The 22,031-nt window shown below is 40.1% G+C and carries 8 protein-coding genes; all 8 read right to left on the minus strand.

Annotated features, from left to right (window positions below):
* The coding region (locus tag DAHG_RS19650) for an InlB B-repeat-containing protein (RefSeq protein WP_034457181.1) at positions 1-3,047 on the minus strand (3,047 nt) is incomplete at its 3' end.
* Position 3,048: 1 nt separating this feature from the next.
* On the minus strand, positions 3,049-17,805 hold the full coding sequence (locus tag DAHG_RS19655) for an Ig-like domain-containing protein (RefSeq protein ID WP_161650543.1): 14,757 nt from the start codon (positions 17,803-17,805) through the stop codon (positions 3,049-3,051).
* Between the two features lie 58 nt (positions 17,806-17,863).
* Positions 17,864-18,295, minus strand: coding sequence for a winged helix-turn-helix domain-containing protein (locus DAHG_RS13330; protein WP_022938848.1), 432 nt, complete (start codon positions 18,293-18,295; stop codon positions 17,864-17,866).
* A gap of 361 nt (positions 18,296-18,656) precedes the next feature.
* Entirely contained in the window at positions 18,657-19,478 is an 822-nt protein-coding gene (locus tag DAHG_RS13335; RefSeq protein WP_022938849.1) for a PTS system mannose/fructose/sorbose family transporter subunit IID, read from the minus strand.
* Entirely contained in the window at positions 19,462-20,226 is a 765-nt protein-coding gene (locus DAHG_RS13340; protein WP_022938850.1) for a PTS mannose/fructose/sorbose/N-acetylgalactosamine transporter subunit IIC, read from the minus strand. Before DAHG_RS13340 ends, DAHG_RS13335 begins: the two co-directional genes overlap by 17 nt.
* A 14-nt stretch (positions 20,227-20,240) precedes the next feature.
* Positions 20,241-20,711, minus strand: a complete 471-nt coding sequence (locus DAHG_RS13345; protein WP_022938851.1) for a PTS sugar transporter subunit IIB — start codon at positions 20,709-20,711, stop codon at positions 20,241-20,243.
* A complete protein-coding gene (locus tag DAHG_RS13350; RefSeq protein ID WP_022938852.1) occupies positions 20,708-21,457 on the minus strand; it encodes a BtpA/SgcQ family protein in 750 nt (249 codons plus the stop codon). The genes DAHG_RS13345 and DAHG_RS13350 overlap by 4 nt, the downstream gene beginning before the upstream one ends.
* Positions 21,458-21,466: 9 nt before the next feature.
* Positions 21,467-21,886, minus strand: a complete 420-nt coding sequence (locus tag DAHG_RS13355; protein ID WP_022938853.1) for a PTS sugar transporter subunit IIA — start codon at positions 21,884-21,886, stop codon at positions 21,467-21,469.
* Positions 21,887-22,031 lie beyond the last annotated feature (145 nt).

Consider the following 22,031-nt stretch of genomic DNA (forward strand, 5'->3'; position numbering starts at 1 on the left):
CTTCCGCCGCCAAAGCTACCGCCGCCTGTTCCACCGCCGCTGCTTTCTTGTTTCTTTGGTGTTGCTTTCACAGCGACTGAAGGTTGACTTTCTTTTCCGCCACTGTTAGTTAATACAACTTGAATGCCATAATACTCAATACCATTCGTCAACCCTGTCAGGGTCACATTCTTCGCATTGTTTAAGTTTTCGAATGTTTGACTCTCTGACTTTTCTTTTTCTTCGTTGATTGGCTTATTGTTTTCATCTACACCCGTTTGTTCCTTTATTTTATATTTGTATGAAACAACGGCTTTGGTGATATCCGCACCGCCATCATCTGTCACGTTCCAAGACAATGAGATACTGCTGTCTTTAGCCGTAGGTGTAACTGTTCCGATTACCGGTGCTTCTGCAGCTGATGTTTCTGGCTTATATTCATCAGACCAATCAGAATCACTGCTTACATTGGCTACTCCCTTTTGACGCTGAACGAGGATATATTCAGTATCTGCACGCAAGTTATCAAACATTAAGGTACTTCCATTGCCTTTTAAAGTTTTGATCTCTGTACCATTTGATTGTTTCAAAAGGTATTCAAAGTCACTCTGAGAGGCATTGATAGTGATCGATTTATTCGTTACTGTTACATCACTTGAACTTAATGCATTTGGTTTAGTCAGCTTATTCAATACGACATTGATCGTTACTGTTGTTTGAGCTGTTGAACCATTTGGATGTGTCACCTTGACTTTGAAAGTCTGACTTCCTGTAGTTTGTGGAGTAAAGGTAATGACACCGGTTGAGCTGTTAATACTTGCATTCTGCACTGTCTCCATAAGAGTGAAAGTATAATCACCACCATTAATACTTTCAGGATCTACAGTTGGTGTTCCTGATGTATATTCTTTGCCTACCTCAGCACTGTTTTGAGTTCCATATGTAATACTTGTGATCGGTATTGCTTTCCAAACAGCATATAGATCAACACTCTGATTGCCTTCCTTAGTCTCATAAAGCGCATTGTCTTTATATGCAATATTTCCTGATTCTGTTAATGACCAGCCTTCAAACGTATAACCAGCCTTCTTGAAAGTATTTGCTTGTAGTTTCTCACTAGTTTTCTCAGTGATTGATTGTGTCTTTGTTCCAGTACCTCCATCATGGAAAGTAATAGTTGTCTTAGGCAGATCATTCACTGTGATCGTATATTCTGCATTACTTAATGCATTGTATAAGTCACTGCCTGCCGTACTTACTTTTACCTTTATTGTTCCTGATTTAGTAGGGGTTATGGTTGTTTTAATTCCTTCTTCTACTCCTGCACCATTTGATTGAACTTCATATGTTACAGCTCCACTCTGCGCTATATCAATCGTTTCACCTTTGTTGTTCTTTAAGATAATCATTGAACCTAAGTTGACCTCAGTATTGATTGAAGTTGTGCCAGGTTTTTCTGACAATTTCAATGTTCCTTTTTCGATCGTTACTACAAATTCCTTTTCTGCTTCGTTATAATCATCATTTCCTGATGCTTTCACTTTGATCTGTAATGTACCTGCTTTTGTGATATTCGTGATCGTTCCATCAGCATTGATCGTCGCTTCTGCAGTTGAAGTACCATCCCTTTCATACGTTACAGTTCCCTGTGCATCAGAAACACTCAGCTTAGGTGACTCATTTTCGCCAACAGTTATCGTAGTTGCATTTGTACCGCCAGATAGTGAAACTGTAAAGTTCTGCACAGCTTTATATTTGATTGTTTCTGATGGTGCTGAAGCATCTGAATCATCATAGATAGAGGAATTGTTTGAAATTGCTGTTGCTGTCACATAATAAGTGTGTCCGTCTTGTGGTATAACATCCAGTTTAGTCTCAGTGGTACTGCTTATTGTTTGAGGTGTTCCTTTTGTACCATTATCATAAATATCAACAGTATAATTAGATACCTTGCCTGAATTACCAGCTGCATCAGTAATCGTTACATAAAGACCCTCATCACCTTTTTTAAGTACAACACTAGGTGCTGCCAATTTCACTTTACTTGCTTTAGCAGCAGCTGAGAAATCACTTTGTGCTGATTCAGCATAATCTGAATTGCTGACCGGAATTGCTTTTACCTTTGCAAAATATTCTGTATTGGCTGTTAAATTAGATAATGCAATGTTTCCCGTTTTAGCTGTTACTCTTTCAGTAAAAACAGCACTATCTTCTTTACTAGAATACAAATATAAGGTATAATCAGCTACTTCCTTGCTATCATTAGTATCTGTGATACTATACTTCAAACCACCATTTTCAGTATCTGAACTGAGTGTTACAGATGGTGTTGACAATGTTGGTTGGGTAACATTAAAATTCATACCAATGATTAATCTATAATCACCTAAAACATCCTCATCAGTTGCACCGCCATAAGCAGGATTAAATAATGACTCTACATTGAATCCAACTTGTTTTGCGCCATATCCTTCAAAAGTAAAACTAAATTCTTCCATATTTGGCCAAGCATCTGTTATTGGTTTTACTGTCTCATCTTTCTTTGATAAGAATGCTCGAGCATATTTATTAAAATTAGTACTTATATAGGGATTCGCAGTTCCTGATGAATAATTTTCATCTTTCATGTAAAATCCTAAATCATTTACATGATTGGGATGCCAATTATCATCTTTTACTTCGAGTTTAGTACTATAGCCATTTCTGACATCTACTTGACCACCAACAATATCTGAATTCAAATATAATAAACCAAAGGTTCCTGTGTCATATGCATAGCCTTCTAATTTCCCTTCAGTTATACCGATTCGTATTGTGATTTTATCTCCGCTTGCGACATCTCCTCCCAAAATCATCAAATCATAATCATTATAGCAATTACCTTCATATACCGCAGGTTGAAAATCACTATCTCCTTTTTTTATCTCTATGTCAAAATACCTATCAGCATACTCTGTACACGATAAAGGCAAATTGGTAGAGCTCGCTTCAATTGTTTTATTATCTGTACCCAAACAAATCGCAGCAGCAAGTCCCGATATTAATAATATTTTACCTAACTTTTTCATTTTATCCTCCTACTCTCGATAATAGGATAGAGACATCTGTTCCATTCAGATAACCATCCTTATTCATGTCCCCTTCTAAAATAGGGTCACTTTCTACCAGCATACTAATTTCATATTCTACTTCCTTACTTTCATCTTCGTTCCTCAATCGTACAATTATTGGGCTTATATATGTATTATTGAAAGTCATTTTAGTACCTTGAGAATTTATTACTCGTCCTCTAGTATCATATACTTTACCTGTGCCTACATTAAAGTTGACAATCTGTGTAGGAAGAGCACCCTTTTTAACATAAATCAAAATTTTACCATTTAAATTATCTATGAATATCTTTTCTACATCTGTCCTATCTTCAAATTCGAATGAATAAAAAATAGGATTATCAGTTATATTTTGAGTCTTGATTGTATAGATCTTCATATTTCCTTCATCATCAATCAATATCATCGTAGAATCCATACTCAAGTCAAATTCCATACCATTACTATATTTCTGACCATTCAGAAGGATATTTTTTATATTCGAAGCATCAATATACAATGTTAAATCTTTGAAATTCATTGTTAGATTTTTATCTATATCGAGGTATACTACATTATCAATTATTCTACCTAATACCTTTGTGCCATTAACCATGACATATAATTCATTTAGAGTAATTTCATTGATAATTTTCTCTACGATCTTCATCGTATAGACGCTTTCATCAGCTCCATTCTTCAAGATAAAGCTCTTTTCTGTCGTTCCTAAGTTGATTGTACTTCCTGATGTGATCTTGATTGTATTCTCATACAGCACTGAGCCATCATTCGTTGTATATATTATCGTGAACGGTTTTGTTAGATCGAACTTGTCTGCTTCTGCTTCAAAAACAACAGTTCCATTCTCATTATCTGGTGTCGCAGTTAAGGTAATCATTTCACTGCCTGATTCACCCATAATTTCCTGACTGATTGTAATTTTTCCTGTGAACTGTGGACCTTGATGAATGACTGCCTTGATTAAATAAGCATTTTTGATTCCGTTCATCTCCACAGTTATCAGCAATGGTTGAGTGCAATCAATTGTTCCTGTCGTATATTCACTGCCACTGACCATTACTTTTGCGTTTTTATCACTTAAGGTGAATACTGGCGTAACGGCACTTAAATCTGTTCCCTTTGGCAGACTGACTGAAACTTCATTACCATTGATGACACCCAATACGCCATTTAGACTTATACCAGTCAATTCTGCTCCGCCCGTTTCCTTCGTTACGATCAATGTATAGCGGCTCTGTGCATGTTCTGCCTGACTTGCGGTGATCACGGCTTTCTTCGTCAAGTCATAGATCGCTCCAATCTGTCCTTCTACACTTAACGTGATTTCTTCATTGCCGCTCATCGTCATCGCTGTCAGATCCGTGCTGCTTGGTACTTTCACTAAGATCAGATCGCCTTCAATGGACACGTTCTGTCCTAAGATCTCATTGCCTTCTTTATCCATCAGTTTAAATTCCGTCAGCTGCGTCTTCGGTAATTGAACGATCTGTGTGACCTGCAGTGTATATGTTACGGTTTCTTTGCCATTGCTTAATTCAACTTTTCCCGTGTACTTCAGTTCTTTCGTATCACCAAAAGTCGTCACTGAAGTCAGCATAACTGTTCGATCCTCAGCATCGGTCATATAAGAGTCGGTAGTGAAGCTCAATGACAGACTTTCATTTAACTTGAAGCTTTCATCGACTGTGAAGCTGACAACCTCGCCTTCGATCGTTCCTTCGATCTGTTTGCCGCCTTGACTCAGACTCATCGTCTTCGCATAAGGTCCGCTTTCGACCTGAAGCACGACATCCTGTTTTTTGCCATTCTGACCGATCAAGGTGTAATGGATCGATCGTTCTGCTTTGACCGTACTGATACCGCTACTCTGTAACTCCGCACCGATATACACATTGGATGTATTTTCTGTTGTATATGTCACATTCATCGCGGCGCCAGACTGATACAGCACATAAGGAATCGTGACACGATATGTCTTATCATCGATCTTTTCTGCTTGATAGTCAGTTCCATCGATTGATGCCTTCTCGATCACCATCACGGCATCTTCGCTTGGTGCATCACTCAACAGTACGCTTACCTGTTCATGAGTTACCGTACCGTCTTGGGCCGTTAACTCATACATCACTGAACCGCTAGTAAAATCGATCTGATTGCCGCTGATCTGTGCTTCATTTCCCAGCTTGACGATTGCTTCCGGCTGATTCAACTCATAGATCACTTCGATCGCTTTCCGGCTGACCGTGTTCTCTACTCTGAATACATAATCCTGACTTTGCGCATAGATTGCTTCATCATAATCGTATACCTTTCCATTTCCGTCCTTGATCTGCAGCTTCGTGAATTTCACCGGTTTTGCTTCCGGCTTCACGACACTGATGGTTATACTTCCTCGTACATCCATATCCTTCTGCGAATAGGCCGTGATCACGGCTTCACCTTCTGAAATACCGCTCACCATTCCATTTTCGCTCACTGCGGCTATATTCTTATTGCTCGTACTGTAATACAGTCCCGATTCTGCACCTTCCGGCTTGATTTCTGCTTTCAGCTGCAGTGTTTCACCAATTTCGACCACGTTCTTCCTGTTTTGACTGCTTAAGCTGATAGAAGTTGGATAAATGCTTGAATCCTGACTTTCCGTGATGTTTACCGTGATCACGACACTCTTGCTTGAATCATAAATGCTCGTGAACGTGAGGTGCACAGTCCCGGCTTTCTTGGCTGTCAGCGTCACTTGATCGCCTGCTTTTGATATCTCCACAGCACTTGGATCACTGTTGTGGACGTTGGCTGCCTGCTTCTCTGCTGGTTCAGCTGCGAATGTGAAGCCGATACTATCACCGCTGTTCATCGATATATTATTTGTGCTGTCCTTTGTATAGACCTCAGAATTACTGCCTACGACCCAGAAGTCACTCAATGCTGCATCTTCAACAGCTCTGAGTTTCACTTGCGCCGATGCCGGTTCATGTCCTTCAACCACTGCCGTTACTGTCACAGTATATTCAACACCGATTCCTGCACTCTCTGTTAATGTCAGCGTTGCTTGTGGCCGATCTGCATTCTTGATCGTTATTTCGTTACTTTCCGTTTCCCATCGATAAGTGAGTGAAGTTCCTTCTTTTACCTGCGGTGTCAAGACTGCCTGTAAATCCACTGAATCACCCTTTTTCAGACTGAGATCCGTTTGATCCAACAGCACCTGATAGCAGATCTGTGGGATCACTTTGATAAAGACTTGTTTATAATAAGGATTCTTATCGCTCACCGGCCGAATCGTAATGATCACAAAGCCTGCTTCATGGCCGGTAACCATTCCGTTCTCATCCACACTAGCAATGGATTCGTCACTGCTTTGATAGATCAATGAAGTATCGGTAGCCAACGCATCTGCTTTCGCCTCTAAGAAGATCGTTGGTTCCACAGGTCCTAATTCTAATTCCGCAAAATCATCACTGAGAGCAGTCGTGATCTCACTGACCGGCGTTTCAAACTGAGTGCTTACGGTTACCTTACAGAATGCCAGATAGCCGTCGAGGTCTAATGTGATCATCGCGGTTCCTTCTGAATGCGTACTTATATTTCCTGACTCATCAACTGTTGCGATTGATTCATCACTGCTCGTCCATTCGATTGATCGAGGTCCTGAATAATCCATCGGTTCGATATCATATGTCAAAGCATGGGTACGATTCACTGAGAGACTTAAACTTGTTTCACTCAATTGTATGTATTCAAGTTTGGATGTATCTTTTTTGACAATCACCAGAAGGGGCACCGGTTCTCCTGCCGGCTTAGCACCGATATATGGCTGATAGCTGATAACAGCACTGCCGCTGTTCACTGCCTTTAGGATTCCCGTTTCAGTATCGATCGCTGCGATCTGTTCATCGTCACTGCTCCAGATACCGTAGACATTGACGGCATCCGTTGGCTCCGTTATAATTTCTGCCAATAAGCGCAGCTGTTCACCGAGCATCAATTCTATTGGAGAAGTGATGGACACTCCATCTGTGCCTTTTATGTTCACATTCGTGATCGATGCTTCATTTCCTTCTTCCTTTTTGATTTTTATCGTCGTTTCAGCATTCATCGCAGACTCATCGCTGCCGATACTTGCCGTTACCTTCAGCGTGATTTCGCTGATAGGAGATTCCTCAGAAGATAAGCTGTCAATGACCTCTGCCATTGTTGGACTGATGTCAAACTCAGCATCGATGATGCCGGTCTCGGTTTCATCATGGTTTCCGGTTTCATCGATTGTATATCGAGGAGTCAATGTGAACTGTTCGAGGATCAGTGCCTGCTGGTCAGAATTTACTGACCCTAAAACTTCCACGTTCCAACGAATCAGTTCATCCTTGAGATCATAATTCAATGGCTCGCTAATCACCTTGAGACTGCCGCTGTCACCCGGCAGCAGATTCAATGTCGTCTTGTTCATGGAGATTTTTTCAAGCGTCGGTGCCGGCTGGGCAGCGATCACTTCGATCTCGATCTGATTGCTGGCCACGTTGCTGCCATCCGTACTGAAGGCCTGCAGGAACACGGTTCCTTCACTTTTTGCTGTCAATTGGTTGTCATGAATGCTGACTGCCTCAGGATCTGAACCTGTAACGTTCCATCTCAGTTCGCGCTGTGATGCATCCGATGGTTCGATTTTGATCGGCAGTTCGATGGTTTCACCAACGCTTACCTGAAGCTTACTTCTTTGGATCAGTAAGCTTTCCACTTTCTTTTCAGTGATAGCCACGATGCATGAGGTACTGATTCCATTGGTCGTCGTCGCTGTCACTTCGACGAAACTATTTGGCTGTACGCCCGGCATCGGATAGAGAGTGATGCTCGGTTTTGTACTGTTAATCGGCTGGATGATACCCGGTTGACTCACGCTCCAGATCACTTGTTGATTCTGTACGGTACTTGGTACGATCATTGCCTTTAGGCTTTCTCCCGGACTGCTCGTACTCATCTGAATCAATCGTTTATCTAAAGTGATTCCTGTTGGTGTATTACCTGCCGTTCTGATCTCGATGCTTGCCTTAACGCCTGATCCATCATTAGCTGCTGCTTCGATAGTCACATTTCCCTGCGCTCGAATCACCTGAACTCGTGTGAATGTTCCCGTTCGATCGAGAACTCGCACGATGCTTTCATCTTTACTGGTCCATGTCAATGTTTCATTGCTTGCCATGTCCGTATCTTTATTGATCACTGCTTTGATGATCACGATTTCATTCAATTCGACCGCTTTATCAGGGCCTTGCAGTTCGATCGTCTGAACAAGAATCGGATCTTTTACGACCTTCACCTCACAGTTCGCTTTTTTACTCTCATCCGTATTCCCCTGCTGCTGAACGGTGATCGTTGCCGTTCCCGCCTTCAATGCTTTGATTTTGATACTTCTCGTCGTGCTCATACCTCTGATTTCTAATACTGAACTGTCACTGCTGGTCCATTCAAAATCATCGGCACTGCTTCCTTCCGGTAAAAGCAAGCGCAGTTCTTTATCCTCACTGCCTGAAAGTAGGACCATCGATGCTTGAGATAGAGTCAAACTGTCCAGAGCCGGTTCCTTTACCGTCAGTGTGATCTGTTTCATTATCTTTTCATCTTCTTTTGCTCTTGCCGTGATCGTCACTGCTCCTGCTTTTAGCGGCTTTACCGTTCCCGCCTTATCGATCTTCGCTATGCTCGGATCACTGCTCTCCCATGATACTTCCTGGGAGGAGGCCGGTGTCTTACCGTCGGATGCATAGATCTTCGCATTCAGTTCCAGACTTTCACCGCCCGCTATCAGGGGTCGTGTCTCATCATAGGTGATCTCGAGTCTACTGCCGGCCGTTCTTAAGATCATGACCGGGAATGAAGCTGTGATCGTACTGCCTTCAGCTTTTGCCTGTATCATCGCACTCATGCCTGGCATCGCATCTTCGCTGGCTTTCAGATAAACTTCCTGATCCGTTGCTTCCTTGATCTCATTGCCAGCCTGATCCACGATCGTGATACCGGCATAGCTGCTCGTCCATTCTACATTCTGATTGACGTAATCCTTTGGCTGCACGATGGCTTTTACCACACCGCTCGTTCCGCCGGCACTCAAGGTGATGGAGGATACATTGAAGCCGATACTTTCGATCTTCGCTTCTTCTACCGTTATCACATCTGAAGTGTAAGAAACCGAGTTATTCCCTTCACCCTCTACAGACACTCTGATTCTGAATGTTCCGGGCTTATTTGCTTTCAAAGTTCCTGAATTCATTTCAACGATATCACTGGTCGTTTCGTCCTCTGCATGGATCGCTTCCCATTTGAAATCGATCTGATTTGCATCTGCCGGTTCAAATACAGCATTGCACTGAAGCTGTCCACCTACTCGAAGAGGCATATCATTCAATAGTTTAATTCCAGTAATCTTCGTTACATATTTTTTAACGTCACTGCAAATAATTGTAATTTGAGCACTTGCTTGATTATCGCCTTCTTTTTCACCGCTTACCTTTACAACAGCTGTTCCTGGTTTGTTATTGCCTTCATCACTTAAATTGAAACTTATCAATCCTTGATCACTGATTGATTCAATAATGCCATCTGGATCATTTATTTTCTCATAAGTGAGTTTCTTCTGAGTTGTATTAATTGGCAAATAATCAACTGTTAACTGCAATGTTTCGGTTTTATAAAAGCCTACAGTTTCTCCCTGCTTGATGATCAGTGAGGTTGGATAGATCGCTTTTACTGTGAAGGTATGAGTCGTACTCACTGTCCCATCAAGGCTTTCTGCTTTTACTGTCACAGTTCCTTCACTTAAGAATCTGATCTCGCCATTTTCCTTGATTGCTGCGATCGTTAGGTTATCGACACTCCATTTCACTGCCTGATCACTGGCCGTCTTTGGTGTTGCTTCTGCGATCAGATTCAGTGTCTGATTCACGCCTACCTCACTTGGCAGCTCCTCGCCTGCTTCCTTATTCTTGATCGTCAGGCTCTTCAACTCCGTTCTTCCGATCACTACTTCGATCGTATCGCTGAGTTCTTTGCCATTCTTGTCTTTCAGCTTACTCTTTGCACTGATGAGGACCTTCTCCCCATCCTTCACACTCTCATCGGCACTTAATACCGTTCCGTTCAAGGTGAATCCCGGATGGCTCTCGGCTTCCATTAATTCGTAGCTCACTCCTGCATAGGTTTCCATCGTTACATCACTGCCGCGATTCTTCACCTCCGGCAGTACGACGGATCGTAATTGGACGCTCTCGCCTCTTTCAAGAGTGATCACACTGCTTCCTTCGTCCGGCTGAATCTTCAATGAATCGAGCACGGCCTCACTGATCGTGATCGTATATGTTTCTGTGAAATTACCATCCGCTGATCTTGCCTTGATCGTATACGCTCCAACTGAGCTGCCTTCGAATAGGACCGTTCCTTTTTCAGAAGTGATCGAACTTGTATTCTCTGTTGGTTCTTGGATCACTTCAAAGCTGACAGCTTTATCATCCGCATCTTCATTGACTGTATATGTCAGCTCCAATGGATGAGCCGCATCACTCTTCAATTCTTGATTGAAGCTGAGTTCATGAACAGCATTCTTCACATTCAGTTCGATAGCACCGATCACGCCGTTCTCGCTCTCTGCTCGAATGATCACCGTACCGCTGTCATGAGCCGTTACGATTGCTTTTGTGAAATCGTTTAGATCCGCTTGTATCGAAGCGATCGTTTCATCACTGCTGGTCCAAGTCAAAGAGAGTGCGTCGATCGGTTTGACAGAAGCTGAAAGATTCAATTGACTCAGATCTTCCTGATCTTCTATTGGGATATAATGATTGATCAACGTTCCGCGGTCATTTTCCGCAGTGATCGTGATCTTCGTCGGCACGGTACCGACAGTCACGAGACAAGAATCGGAATTACCGTCAACGGTAGTCGCAGTGATGAGAGCCGTCCCCGGGATCAGACCTGTGATCTGACCCTTATCATCGACATAAGCGACAGTAGGCTTAGAAGAAGACCATTTCAAAGTATTGTTGGCATTTTCAGGAAGCACAGTCGCAGTCAATGAAGCAGATTCATTGATCTTGACGGAAAGCTCATGCTTATCGAGAGAGACGGTAGTCGTTTCACCAAAGGTAGGCACACCTTCAACGACTGTCCAAGTACGATATGTATTAGGAGAAGACAGATTCTCTTTATTGACCCATTGGTTCAGTTTATTCACCAAACTGTCTGATTCACTGGCTGGTGCACTTACTTGACTTGGTGTTACTTCGATGAGTCCTGTTTCTAATGCTTGCATGCCATCTGTTAAATTACCGTCTGATACTCTAAACCATGTATTAAATTTATCATTTAGATATGAACTAGTATCGAAGTAACCATTAAATATTGTTTGCCCACCTATGTGCTTATCATAAGTTCCAATCACCTTACAAAGTCGATATATATGAACATCATCTATATTTGAATCAATTTCAATTTTTAGATAATTATTATTGAAGTCATGTAATGTATCCCGCCATATCGTACCAATTAAACAACCAATTCGTGTTGTATACTGATATTCACCTTTTACATCAACTGAAAGCTTTACCAAATTATTTTCCATTATGAATGGACCACCACCAGCTTCACCAATAACACCGCCAAAATGCTGACCTACATCGCGGTGATTTTCTCGTGTACCAATCGCTATTGTATAGTTATTAACATCCATATTTATTTCATTATTAATAACTGTCAATTCATGATCGTAAATCTGAGCAATTATACCGCCGTTATAAGTAGCATTTGTAACATTATTAATTGATAAATCAACACTGCATCCTTCCACATATACTTTGATTTTTTTCTTATTTATGTCAAACACATCAAAATTGACAACACCTATCATTCCAGAAACTACATTGTTATAATCGTGAATGTTATCAAAATCAACGTTAAAGTTTTGCACACTGCCTGCCGTATGAACATTAACGATGCTTATATTATCTGAGACCGCAGAAGCAAGCAAACTTCCCGCTTTTCCTTCAATATTGATGTTATCTATCGTTAAATTAGAAATGCTTCTGCTTCCTATACAACCAAACAAACCACCGATACCTGCATTCGTGTTATCTGTATAGATATTTTTGATACTGTGACCTAATCCATTGAAGTTACCCTTAAATTCATAGCTGCTGTTTCCAATTGGTTCCCATACTGGCTTGCTTTCCTTATTACCTCCCATGTCGATATCATTATCCAGATACAACGTATATCCTTCAAAGCCATTATATTCTCCGGCATTCGTTTTTTCAGAGATCCATGCTAATTCATTTGGGGTTTGAATATGTATGGTTTTATTTGCTGTATTCATTAACACTGGTTCTGAAGCTGTACCATCCCATACTGTACTGCTGAGCGGTTCTTTCACTGTAATAGTTATGCTTCCCTTGATTGCCGAGTTGGCTTTTGATGAAGCTACTATTATTAATTCTCCTGCCGTACTGCCTGCATTCAATGTTCCTTTTGAACTGACCGTGGCATTGGAGCCGTCAGGTTTTGATGTGATTTGCCAATTTATTGCCGTTTCATCAGCTGTATCAGGATACACCGACGCAGTTAATTTTACTGTTTCATTTGTATATACTTCATTCTTTCCGGATAAGACGATACTTTCAATCGCATCATAGGCTGGTACGATGGTGATCGTACATGTGCTTTCAGGATAGCTGGCATCATTCGGTGTCATTGTGATTTTGATTGTTTTACCCACTGGTGCCGTTTTAGAGACAGAGATGAAACCGTTGCTGTCAACTGTCGCATAAGCAGGATTGCTGCTTGTCCATGTTACTGCCATGTCTGGTGCACCAAATGGTGTAATAACCTTATCAAGCTGAGCGGTTTCACCTGGACGCAGAACTAATGCCGAAGGAGTTACTGTTATATTTTCTATTTCAGTAACACCTAAAGTCGGCAAACCATCTGTTCCTAACTTCCAATGTTTTAACTCCACTCCATTGTAAGTAGGATTAGAAATAACATATTCATTAAGTGATTTCACAATTGATATTGCATCATCTTTACTAAAAGATTTAACCATTGTTTCATCTGGACGACTTTCTGTTCTAACAGTACCAACTGCAATAGCTGTGGCTAGAGTTGAATTAATCTTAAATAATGAGTCTTGATAGAAATAGTTATTTTTAAAAGTCCCATCAAATGCCATTGATCCAAATAGTGATCCAACACTTCCACTATTCTTTTTAACATCCAAATCTGTTATTGAAACATTATTTTCAAATTTAAAACTTTGTGTATTTTGAGCAACTGTCGCTCCTGTCAGGCCTCCAACACCAATTAAATCTCCTGTATAATCAATGATTATTTTTGATTTATTAAGACAGTTGATCATGCCTACTTCAAAATTATCTCCACTTGTATTAAAACCAATTAAACCACCAATACTATCTGCTTTACTATTTAATTTTAGAGTACATCCATCTACATAACAGTTTATTATGCTCCCGCCAGCGTTGCAAATGGCTATCAGACCTGAATTAGTAGCTCCAATAAAGGTAGAATTTAAAACTGCACAATTACTTATAATACCCCCTTTTCTTATATCGCCAGTAATGGCACATCCAGCTGACATATCAATTCCATTTTTATAAATAACAGAATCAATCCTGCCAACAGTATATCCAGACACAAAAGCATTGCAATGATCTAAAACAAGATTTTTTACCAAACTGCCTTCTTCTATACCGGGAAACAAACCAAACATTGTACTATCTAAATTACTTATACTATACGATTGACCGTCAAATATTCCATAAAAACCAATATCTATTGTGTTATTTTGCCAGCTGTCATAATAAAGGCTTGTCCAATTTTTATTATTAACATCGATTGAATTTAATAGAACAATTACATAATTTTCAAAACCATGATAGGCACTATCAGCTTTACCTTTACCCAATTCAGTAGCTATCCACGCTAATTCCGATGCTTTTGAAATATAAATATATTTACCTTTTATTTCCGGCTCCTCAATCGTTTCACCATCCCACTTACTTCCTTGTTGAATCGTGATCGTACATTCTGCATGTTTGCCGCCGATACTTGCCTCTATAATCAATGTCCCGGCTTTCTTGGCAGTCAGTTTCCCGTCAGTTGTGATACTTGCATATTTCTCATAGCCTTTTTTGATTGACCAGATCACTTGATCCTTTACTGCGTTTGCCGGTTCTATTACAGCTTCCATCTGTACACTGTCACCCGTTGAGATCGTCCCTGGATTTTTAATACTCAGCGCTGTGATCTCTGTTTCTTCCGGCATGACTGTTACCGTGATCATATCTGTGTATTGCTTCCCTGTCTCATCAACCGCTGTCATTGTGATCGTCCCCATTGAATAGGTAACTGCTGTTTCTTTAATTGTCAGCTTATTGCCTGATAATTCAAAAGAGTCTGTATCGGCATCCGCATTTAAACTCCATATCACATCAAGTGTCTTGGTAGAATTATACGGCTTCATTACAGCTTCCAGTTCAACACTTTCATTCCTTCTTAAATACAAGTCCTCTTGTTTGATAGAGACCGTAATTGGTGTAGTATTCGTGAGTCTTGGTGCTGTATTGCCATTACTTGTCCAAGCGAACCAGCCACTTTTACCTTCAGCATTCGCATTTAATGTATCAGCTAAGCCGCCTTCTGCCTGCACTAATGTTTCAGCGTTTACCGACGTTGTTTTATTGGTTGCTGTATTTGAACTATCACCTACACCAAATGCTTTAATGCCCGACGTTATTAAGCTGCTGCTGTTATAATGATCGGCATTTTTATTCCAGTAAACATTGTTTATTAAATCAAAATTTAATCCTTCTACATTAATATATCCAGCAATTGCACCTGGCAGATACCCTTCACCTATTGAGTATTGGTTTTTAATTGTTCCATTCGCATAGATATTATTTAATGTAATTGTATCTATTGCTGTATTTGTGCGTAAGATCGAACCAATAAGGCCTCCTGTATATACAGGTAATGACCGCTCATTTGTTTTTATTGCCTGTACATCGATATTTGCATAAGAATTGCTGATAATAGTATTGCTAGATGTTTCTCCAATCAAACCACCTATCGACATCTTCTCAGTCTCTGCCACAGGTACAATACTATTCACTGCCTGTCCGCTGGCAGAACTATTCGTTATAGAACCGCCATCAATATAACCAATCAAACCACCTGCAATCTTGCCGTAAACATTCACATTTTCTACATGACAATTTCTTACTTCACTTCCATAAATCAAACTTACTAAACCACCCGCATACATTTTTGAATAGATTGTTCCGTTGGATACAATAATATTCTCTAAAAGCGATTCTGATCGCACATAGCCAGCCAAACCGCCCATTTTTTGCTCAGAATTAATATTTTCAGTTGAGCCCCCTATAAAATGTTCAACCTTTAAATTTTTAATCGTTCCGCTTACGATCCAACCAAAAAGTGAATTAAACTCCTGATTCTTATCTGAAGCAGCATAAATATTTGAGATTGTAAATCCCTGACCATCAAAGATACCACTAAAATAACTCGATCCGCCGCTGCCGATGGCAGTCCATTCTGCAGGTGTTGCATTCTTACCACCTAAATCAATGCTGTTATCTAAGATAACTGTTTTCCCTGCAAATGTATTACCATTATTACATTGTTCTGCGATCCATCTTAGCTCTGCCCCGCTTGTAATATGATATGTATTGCCTTCTACCTTTGGCTGTAAGCTTGTTACTCCATCCCATGTACTTGATTGTATCAATAAATTTATTTCATCAAGCATCATGTCATCAGCCCACAAAGATATAGTTACTTTACCCTGAGCTTTTGGTGTTAATAAGCCACTTTTAATGTTGATTTTAGCTATTTCATTTTCTTCAACATATAACTGCTCTCCATTTAATTCTTTCCCTTTTATCTTCCATATTAAATTGGATGAATCTGCATCGCTTGGATACACATTGGCTGTTAATTTCTTCGTATTTCCTAATTCTAATATGCCAGGATTATTGATAGAAGCCGATATAGGATAACCATTATCCAAAACCTTCAAAGTATATGTCATTGTATTGATGCCATATCCTATATGAAGCAGATAATCACCAGCTTCAGCATTATTAGTCTTTATTAAACCCGTATTGCTGACAGAAATTTTACCTGCATCTATATCAGCTTGATGAGAATTATCAAATTCCCATGTGAAAGATAAATTTCTGAAAGCAGAAAATGGAAACGCTGCTGCATGCAGTTGAATTTCATCAGTCGAACTAACACTAATAATATTTGCAGATCCTTGATTTGATGGATAAACCTGAATGGATTGAACCTCTGGTTCTTTAAAAATAGGATATTTTGATGTAGGTGATGCTTCCCAATTCAAATAAGTATATGCATTTCCATTATCGTCTGTAGGTAAAATGGAAGCATCAAGATTACCTGCATTTAATAAAGTTGCGAAACTTTCACCTTGCATTTGGCTATCTTGTTTAGAAGTAAATCCTGAAAATGAACTTACGTTCACCAGCTTCCCTATGTCAGCCATTTCACTGTCTATTACATTCCATTTTGAAGCGTCTTTTAACCAATAAACATTGTCTACGGAGATTTCATATGCCACTTGCCCTATAACAGCACCTGAAGCTCCGCCCTTCTGATTGATAATTGTTGATGTTGTATAATTACTATACAAATTTACATTTTTTATCCGTGAGCCAATCTCACCGATAAGTCCACCGCATGCGATATTTTTTAATTCTGAAATCACGGATGTCATTACTTCAATCTTACTATCAGAATAATTATTACATATATAATGATATACACTCTCATTAATATTCTGATCCTCAGTTCCAACATATCCAATTAGACCACCGCCAGCTAAGCTGACAGGATTCATGAAATCAATCTTAATATAATTATCTTTCGAGACTGAGTTAATAAGTCCTGATGATGAATGATTCCCAAACTCTGAACTGGTGACTGGCTGTATCAAGCCCAAGATGCCGCCAACAGTTCGACCTTTAATAACGGAGTTTTTTACAAAAGAATCAATTACCCAGCTGCCATTACTCAGCCGTCCTGCTAAACCGCCTACTCTTTCTCCGGATAAATCAGCATTTTCAATTACAATATTTGAAACAATGGTGTGTATCAATTGAGCTGACAGCGTACCGCCATAATTACTTGTATTATTATTTGCAGCAATTACTGCATCAACAAATATTATATTTTTCAAATCCGCATTCTTCGTTACACCAAAAAAACCACTGAAAATCTCATCAGCTTGTTTTACATATAAGTTTTTTATCGTTCTTCCCTGACCGTCAAAGGTTCCGGCAAACGCATGCTCCAAATCTATACCAATCGGTGTCCATGCGATATTATCTAAATCGATGTCCCTTTCCAGTACGATTTTTTTATCCGCAAAGCTATACCCTTGATTTACCTGCTGCGCGATCCATGCCAGTTCTTCTCCTGTATAGATGTGATATGTATCTCCATCATTTCTTGGTTCAATTCCGCTTACTGTGCCAGTCCACCGTTCATCTTTTATCTGACTCGCTGCTTCTGTCGCTTTTACTTCTATTTCACTTTCAGGCACATAAGCACTGATGCCAACAGCCATACTCAGCGCGATCATCACCTTCAGTATTTTTCTTATTTCTTTCATCATTTTCGATTCCCTCGCTTTTCCTCTTCGCTTCTTGCTTTCACCTGATTCCAATTCCTGTTTAACCATGATTGATCTTCACCTGCCGTTCCGCGATCCTTTTTCTTGTTGGTTCCGCCCAGCTATAGCCATACATGTATTCATCGTCATAGGGATACTGTTCAGTATTTCCCTTAATGTATTCATAATAATCACAGACGACCTTCTCTTTATCGATCTTGACGACACCATAACTGACCTCGATCAGATCAGAAAGGCCCGCTTTACTCAAAGTCTCCCGCAAGAGACGAAGCGTATAACGGCATGTCCGCTTAGCACTGATATCATGATCACGCTGCGGCCATAAAGCGCTGATGATCTTCTCATTGCCGACAAAATCGCCTTCGTTATCGACTAAAAAGGCCAACAGCTCCTTAACCTTGAGATTTTTGAAAGGTAAAACATAATTATCGATAGAAATGGCAAAACGGCCAAAAGTTTTAATAAAAATCATAAGTAATAGCACCCCTTAAGTAAAGAATGTCTCGAAAGGTATACTTTATAAGACAGGAAAAAATGAACAAAATTGTTCTTAAAATTAACAGTGTTTGTCAAAAATATGTTTACAAATGTAAAAAAACGCCCTATAATGAGCGTGAACAAACTGTCTCATAAAGTATACTTTTTGACACAATATCACTTTCTGATAATTTTCGCTAAATAAAAAAAGATAAGCGTCATTCAAAGAATCCTATCTCATCAGCATATTCATAATCATTTCTTAATCTGAAAAAAGCTACAGATCTTTTTTACGTCCTTACGTTAAACAGAAAAACAGGTTCAAGCATATGCCTGAACCTGTTTTTTTTATTTAACTAAATACCAAACACAAAACAAACCGCAATACAGATTACCAACGTGCCAATCAAAATCCACGTTGTCTTAACCTTCTTGCCAAGCAGCCAGTACATCAAGCCAAATAACGCCAGCTGTGTCAGACAAGGCATAATCATATCAAGATAATTAGATAATGGCTCCGCAAACTCCCCAGAACCAATCATAATCGGCAGATCAAGCCAAATATAACTCGCAACCATGCCGCCTATTGCCATCAAGCCTACAATGCCAGCCACATAAGTAACCTTTTCCATAATGCCGTTCTTTTCAGCACCGGTAATAAAAGCCGCACCCTTTTCATAACCAAACTTAAGCCCGTAATAGCGAATGATAAAACCAGGTACATTATAAATCAACAGAAACAGAATCGGTCCCAGCACATTCCCCTGAGATGCAAATCCCATTGCGATACCCGTCGCAATAATTCTCAGTGTACCAGCAATCATTGAATCACCAATACCGGCCAGCGGACCCATCAATGAAGTTTTTACCGCCGCAATCGTATCATCATCAAAATCTGGATTATTCGCGTTTTCTTCTTCCATGGCGGCATTAATGCCCATCAGCAGTGTTGAAACCTGCGGTGTAATCGCCATAAAATCAAGACCTCTCGCATACGCCCGCTGCTGCTTCTCACTGCCTTTATCGTGAAGCTTATTAATAACCGGTGTCATCGCATAAGAATAACCTAAATTCTGCTGCCGCTCATAGTTCCACGAAACATCTAACTGACATGACCGCCAGAATATCTGATTCAATTCCTTCTTCGTCAGCTTTTTATCCTTAGAATTCGTTGTCATCTACAGCTACCTCCCTATTTTCCATTCCATTTGTGTTAAAAATTAAGATGGCGGCAACCACACAAGCGATTGCGGTAACGCCTACGATACTTAAATTGAAATAAGCAACTAATAAGAAACCAAAGAATAAGAAACAAGCCAGTTTTTTGTTGACAATCATTCGTGCCAGCATCGCAAAACCAATAGCTGGAATAATACCCATTGCATAATTTAAACCGTTGGTAATAAATACCGGAATTGAATTTACCAAGTTTTCCATAACTGAAGAACCAACATAGAAACCAATAGCCGTTAAGACTGAAAGGATACCAACTTGAATGATTATCGCGATATAATGCATACGGTCAATGCCCTTATTATCACATTCGAGTGCATACTTATCAGCCTTAGCAGCCAGCATTGGAACAATAATCATCATCATTAAATTCCACAGTGACTGCATCAGCATCGATACTGGCACTGCCAATGCTACTGAAGCTGCCACATCAGAACCAGTCACAATTACATAAGCTGTTCCGATAATCGATCCGGAAATCATATCCGGCGGATTGCTGGCACCGATTGCCATAGCTCCCAGCCAAACTAACTCAAGCGTAGCACCAACCATGACGCCAGTCTGTAAATCACCTAATACAAGACCTACCAAAGTTCCCATTACCATCGGCCGGCAAATCATCGCACTGGCCAGATAACTATTCAAATAACCAAGTACCGCAACTACGAATATCATCAGCGTTTGTGTCATCATATTCTCATTTCCTCCTATATAAGTTTCATGACATTTTCTGCAATGTCATCCGGAACCATCTGAACTTCAAGAGAAAGTCCCATAGCATCCAATTCCTTCAGCATCTGACAATCCTCTTCAGACACAAACATCGCCTTGGAAATTTGTTTTCTTCCTGCCGCAAGCTTTGTGCCGCCCAGATTGATTTTCTTAATCGAATCGATATGCTTTGCTAGTTCATAAGCATCCTTAATTGATTCACAGATAATAAATAAATTATATTTATCCGTCGCACCGCTTTTAATTGCTTTAATTGAATCCTCAATACTCTTAATCACCAGCTTTGTATTATCCGGTTTTGCCATTCGAAGCGCTGACATCCGCAGCTCATCCTTAGCTACACTGTCATTGGCTATCAATATGCAATCAGTACCAATCATTTTCACCCAAGTAAAGGCTACCTGTCCATGCAGCAGCCGATGATCCACTCTTACCAGTTTTATCATACTTGTTCACCTCTAATGTGCTTAACGGCATCCATCATTTCTTTCACATGATCGGCGGATAATTCGCCGTCATCCTTATAACTATCCTTGAAGAAGCTGCCTACAATCGCACCATCCGCAATCTTAAATTGTTCCTCTACATTCGCAGGCGTTACACCGGCACCGATAATCAAAGGAAAGTCGCCAAGCCCCGCTCTGAATTGTCTGATTTTAACCATTGATGTTTCTTGACCTGTCGCATCCTGGGTTACGCATACGGCATCACAGCGTGTCATCGCAATCTTCAAATCCTCCTCAACACTATTTTCTGACAGTACCGGCTGATACTTAAATCGCACACCGCCCAATATCATACCCTGATATCTTTCACGAACTAATTGAAAGAAGGCACTCAGCGTTTCTTCATCTCTTGGTCTGACATGTCCCACAACAGAATCAAGCTGAACAAAGGATGCATAATACTTCTCTGCCAGCTCAAAGCCCATTTGATCCACATTCAGACAATTAACTCCATAAGGAATATCAAGCTTTGCCTGTTCCACATAAGCTAACGCTTTTTCTAAATTATTGTATCGGCCAAAATAATTCTCTACAATAATCGCATCAACGCCGCCCTTCACATAGATATCTAATTCTCTTTTAAAACGTTCAAATACATCTTCATCATCACTGCCCTTTAAATGAAGCATTCCTAAAATCGGTTTTTCATTTTTAAATATTGATAAGAAGCCTTTTTCCTTTTTCATAATTTCCTCCTAGAAATCCTCAGCATCCACCGCTAAATCGGAAGCTGACAATGCTTTGATACCCGATCTTGCATCGAGTACGATTTTTTGAATATCCTCATCACTCAGTTTCTCAGGATATTCCAAACAGATTACCAGCAGCATATTGATATTCATCCCAGTAAAGAGTCTGACATTGGGATAAACCAACAAAGCGCTTAATGCACTGCATACACTGGCACCGTACAAATCACTGAGAATCACGAACTCCTGTTCAGGTTCTGCCATTATTTCAGCTGTCAATTCTTTGGCGAATGAATCAGCGGTTTGTCCGGGCTTGAGACAATAACACTGAATCTCTGCAGCCACATTGCCAATAATCATCCGAGCTGTATCCGCGAGTCCTTTTGATAATTCCCCATGTGATGCCAAAATTATTTTCCTTTTCATTTTACCTCCGCAAGTTGTATTAACTTGTATTAACTAAATACATCATAATACAATGTACTCAACTTGTCTACTCTTTTTGTAAATTTTTTATTTTTTAAGTGCAAAGAGATTATAAAATGGTAATATATAAGGTAAGTAAGGGGAG

It is taken from the genome of Dielma fastidiosa, assembly GCF_000313565.1.
Lineage (GTDB): Bacteria > Bacillota_I > Bacilli_A > Erysipelotrichales > Erysipelotrichaceae > Dielma > Dielma fastidiosa.